Annotated in this window: 3 protein-coding genes; all 3 read left to right on the top strand. The window is 42.8% G+C overall.

What is annotated here, in order from left to right; translation table 11 throughout:
- Positions 1-622: 622 nt before the first annotated feature.
- Entirely contained in the window at positions 623-2263 is a 1641-nt protein-coding gene (locus HWQ37_RS30780) for an AAA-like domain-containing protein (RefSeq protein ID WP_363318220.1), read from the top strand.
- Between the two features lie 65 nt (positions 2264-2328).
- Positions 2329-2955, top strand: a complete 627-nt coding sequence (locus HWQ37_RS30775; protein WP_292754370.1) for a type I restriction endonuclease — start codon at positions 2329-2331, stop codon at positions 2953-2955.
- A gap of 95 nt (positions 2956-3050) precedes the next feature.
- On the top strand, positions 3051-5055 hold a 2005-nt coding region (locus HWQ37_RS30770; protein ID WP_292754367.1), incomplete at its 3' end, for an AAA-like domain-containing protein.

The raw sequence follows: 5055 nt of genomic DNA, 5'->3' as shown, positions 1-5055 counted from the left end.
CGATCGCCTCCCATAAGTATTGTCATTTTTCTCTGTTTGTATGAAACCACCCTGCTTTGCAAGGGGGGATTGAGGGGGGTAATTTGACTTATGTGTACACCGTAGCCTTAGAAAGGGGAGGGAACTGGATTTCCGGTTTCCCCCTTTACAAGCTACAGTGTACACACAAGTCTGAAATAGCTGATTAACGAAGGTTTTACCCCACCCTAACCCTCCCCTTAGAAAGGCTAGGGTGTATACACAAGTCTGAAATAGCTGATTAACCAGGGTTTTACCCCACCCTAACCCTCCCCGATGCATTGGGGAGGGAACTAGATTTCCGGCTTCCCCCCAATACATCGGGGGGATTGAGGGGGGTAATTCGACTTGTGTGTACACGGTAGCCTTTACAAGGGGGGATTAAGGGGGGTAAGGATGTACTTCATTTAGATGCAAAATGCTGTAAATAGACTACACGCTTAGACGCACTATTGTAGTTCAAATACTCGTTAACGGAGTTCAAAGGTGGATGAATCCAGTTCAAATACTCGTTAACGGTAATGCGTTATCAGTAATAGTCCAGCTATCTGCTGTAGTAAACTACATCTAAGTCAAAAGCTTGCATTCAATAGTTGATAGCGCTGTGAAAAAAATCCTGATTGTGTCAGCTAATCCCACAATGACAGATAAACTCCGCTTGGATGAGGAAGTAAGGGAAATTCAGGAAGGGTTACAACGCTCTCGCAGCAGAGAGAAGTTTGAACTGATTACTAAATGGGCGGTACGTCCTGACGATTTGCGGCGTGCGCTTTTAGATGGCAATCCTCATATTATCCATTTTTCTGGACATGGGGGAGGAAATCAAGGTTTAGCCTTTGAAAATAATATCGGGGAAATGCAGCTGGTGAGTACAGAGTCACTGGCCAGGTTATTTAAGTTATTTAAAAACAAAATTGAGTGTGTATTATTAAATGCCTGTTACAGCGAGGTGCAAGCTGAGGCCATTTACCAACACATTAATTGTGTGGTTGGGATGAATCGGGCAATTGGGGACAGAGCCGCAATTAAATTTGCGGTAGGCTTTTATGATGCGCTCGGTGCTGATAGGTCTTATGAGGATGCTTATGAGTTTGGCTGTAGCGCTATTGATTTAGAAAGTATTCCAGAATCTTCCACCCCAGTGCTGAAAAGCCGGAACAATCCCCAAGATGCTATCTCTGCAAACGAAACGATTCCAGATAGCGAGATAAAAACAGCAGTCTCCTTAGAAAATCCTGAAGGGCAGGTATCTTTAAACTCTGCCTTTTATGTGGAGCGATCGCCAATTGAGGTAGACTGTTATGAAGCAGTTCTGCAACCAGGGGCGTTAATTCGCATCAAAGCCCCCCGGCAGATGGGCAAAACTTCCCTCATGTCACGGGTTCTCCATCATGCTAGTCAACATGACTATCAGATAGCACCTGTAAATTTCCAGTCAGCCGATGCAGAATTTCTCGGTAATTTAGACCAGTTTTTGCAGTGGTTCTGTGCCACCATTACTTACGAACTAAATCTAGCCGATAAGTTAGATGAGTATTGGAAGGGTATTTTAGGTAGCAAGAATAAATGTACAAATTACTTTCAACGGTATTTATTACCCGCCATTAATAAGCCCGTAGTTTTGGGTTTGGATGAAGTCGATGAAGTCTTCAAGCATCCGATAATTGCGGCTGATTTTTTCGGATTGCTACGAGCTTGGCATGAGCGGTCAAAGAATGAGACAGTTTGGAAAAATCTCCGGTTGGTAATTGTGCATTCCAAGGAAGTTTATATCCCACTCAATATAAATCAGTCACCTTTTAATGTTGGCTTACCCATTGATTTGCCAGATTTAAATCAAACACAAGTCCAAGACTTAGTAGAGCGTCACCAACTCAATTGGTCTGAGTTACAAATTGAAGAATTAATGATACTCGTGGGTGGTCATCCATATTTAGTGCGGGTAGCGCTTTATGAAATTGCCCGTGGTCGGATGACCCTGGAAAATCTGCAAAAAATCGCGGCAACCGAGGAAGGCCCTTACAGTGACCATTTACGCCGCCATTGGCTGAATTTGCAAGAGGATGCAGAACTGTTAGCTGCCGTCAAACAAGCGATGATGGCAAATCGCCCCGTGGATGTAGGCACAACTGAAGCCTTTAAACTCCGCAGTCTGGGGTTAGTTAAGTTTCAAGGTAATGAAGTAGTGCCTTTGTGTGATTTGTATAGGCAATATTTTGGGCATCGCTTGGGAATTAAAAATTAAAAAAGTACATTAGGAAGACCGAAATACTTTCATCTGCAATTACCATTTAACGAAAAGGCTCAACAATGGTTCAACTTATTCAAGGAAAAGATATCACCCTAGCCCAACTCATCGATGAATTTGGTCTACACCTTGCAGACGACGAACTTTTTTTTTCAGAGTGGCAGCAAGATTTACCTGAGTTGAGTGATTTAGAAAAGCAATCTCTTAACGAAGTCAAGACAGAATATTTGCATCTATCGAAATATCCTATTTTAGAACCTGTAGTCAAAATGGTAGTGCTATCTCCACTATTGCGTCTAGCAGGTTTTTATCAACCGCCTTTCTACATCGCCTCAGAACAAGAGGTCAGAATTTCTTCTGAAGACGAAGGCATCATTATCAGAGGACGTATTGACATCTTGGTATTCCATCCTCCATTTTGGGTTCTCGTAATTGAGGCGAAACGAGCAGATTACTCCTTAGTGCCAGCAATTCCACAAGCATTGGCTTATATGTTGGCAGATGCAACTTCGGCAAAACCTGTTTTTGGGTTTGTCACCAATGGTAATGAATTTAGATTTATCAAACTGCTAAAAACTGAAACTCCACAATACGCTCTATCTGATTTGTTTGCTTTAGATAGTCGTGATGACATATATATTGTCTTGAAAGTGTTAAAACACCTAGCTCATTTAATTCGTAATTCGTAATCTTTTAGGGTGTGTTATGCCATTAGCTAACGCACCATACCAAAACCAAACTAGCTTGGACTTCATAATTTTGAATTTTGAATTTTGAATTGTTTATGACCCAGTATCAATATCAAGTCGGGGGTAGTCTACCTAAAAATGCACCAACTTATGTTAGACGGCAAGCTGACCGTGACCTCTATGAATACTTGAAAGCTGGGGATTTTTGTTATGTACTCAATTCTCGGCAGATGGGGAAATCTAGCTTGCGGGTGCAGGTAATGCAGCAGTTGCAAACAGAGGGATTTGCTTGTGCTGTTGTTGATTTTACAGCGATTGGGACGGCAGATATTACCCCAGAACAGTGGTATGCCGGGGTGATTGATAGTCTGGTGGGAAGTTTGAATATTTATACTACTTTTGATTTAGATACTTGGTGGAATGATAACGCTTTGCTTTCACCAGTACAGCGTTTGAGCAAGTTTATGGAAACGGTTTTACTTCAAAGAATTCCTGAAAAGATTGTTATTTTTATTGATGAAATTGACAGCGTTCTGAGTCTTTTATTTAACTTAGATGACTTCTTTGCAGTTATCCGCGATTGCTACAACCGACGAGCAGACCATCCTGAATATAATCGCCTCACCTTTGCTTTGATTGGCGTATCTACACCCTCAGATTTGATTCAAGATAAACGCCGGACACCTTTTAATATTGGGCGGGCAATTGATTTAACTGGCTTTCAACTCTCAGAGGCGCAACCCTTGGCACAGGGATTAGCAGAAGTGGGTGATTCTCAAGAGTTGATGCGGGTGGTGCTGGACTGGACGGGAGGACAGCCATTTTTGACACAAAAAGTTTGTAAATTGCTGGTGCAAGGGGGACTGGAGACTAGGAATTGGGGACTAGAGGATAAAGACTGGGTGGAAGAGTTGGTACGCCAGGGGATTATTGAGAATTGGGAAACTCAAGATGAGCCGGAGCATTTGAAGACGATTCGTGACAGAATTTTGCAGAGTGGCGAACAGAGGACTGGGCGATTGTTGGGGTTGTATCAGCAGATTTTGCAGCAGCGAGAGATAGCAACTGATGATAGTGCTGAACAAACAGAACTGCGGCTGACGGGTTTGGTGGTGAAGCGGGATGGGAAGCTGCGAATTTATAACCGGATTTACGCAGAGGTGTTTAAACAAGAATGGTGCGACAAGATTTTAGCAAACTTGCGCCCCTACTCAGATACATTTAATGCCTGGGTTGAGTCTAAACGTCAAGATGAGTCGCGCTTGTTGCGGGGACAGACTTTGCAAGATGCTCAAGAATGGGCAGTCGGTAAAAGTTTGAGTGACTTAGACTATCGGTTTTTAGCTGCTAGCCAAGAATTAGAAAAGCGTGATGTGCAAAAAAGGCTGGAGGCGGAGGAACAGGCAAAGCAGGTATTAGCAGAGGCGAACTACAAAGCTAATCAACGAATTCGTATTGGTTATTTAGTCTTAGGACTGACTGGGCTGGGGGCAGTTGCGTCATTAATATTTGCTCAATATGAATTGGGGCAAGCCGGAACAGCAAAGGAAAAAACGGATAATGCCCAAATCGAGTTAATTCAGGCGAACAGAGAAACCGCAGAAACCAAGCAAGATAATCAACGGATATCGGCAGACAATAAAAAAATATCACGCGACAATCAAAGGATATCAGAACAGGCGGCACAGGCAAAACGGAATCTGAGTAACGCAACTTCAAAACTGAATGTTGCAAATAACAAAATGAATCAGGCACAGGAAAACCTGAAATTAGCCCAAAACAAAATGGCAGCAGCTAGCGCAAACGCTAGTCAAGCTGAAGTACAGGCAAAGCAAGCAATTCAACAACGACGAGAGGCAGTTAATGCCCGTAAAACTTCTGTGGAGGAATTAAAAAAGGCACATGCAGCCAGAAAAGTTGCTCTAACGGCTACGCGATTGGAAAAAGACGGAACAAATGCATTGCAGTTGTTTGAGACTTCTAGCGAATTTGATGCTTTGCTATTAGCAATGCAGGCGGCAGGAACATTAAAAAGTCTGGTCAAGCAATACCTTAGCCAAAATAAGAGGATGAAGAGAGAGGTCCGGTGTAATAGAGTTA

It is taken from the genome of Nostoc sp. NMS4 (genome assembly GCF_017115095.1).
GTDB lineage: Bacteria > Cyanobacteriota > Cyanobacteriia > Cyanobacteriales > Nostocaceae > Nostoc.
The sequence above is the reverse complement of the archived record's forward strand: the minus strand, read 5'-3'. Positions and strand labels throughout refer to the sequence as shown.

Bases quoted from the DNA above. Each gene is read 5' to 3' on its own strand.
- HWQ37_RS30775 (WP_292754370.1), top strand. From the start codon at position 2,329: ATGGTTCAACTTATTCAAGGAAAAGATATCACCCTAGCCCAACTCATC.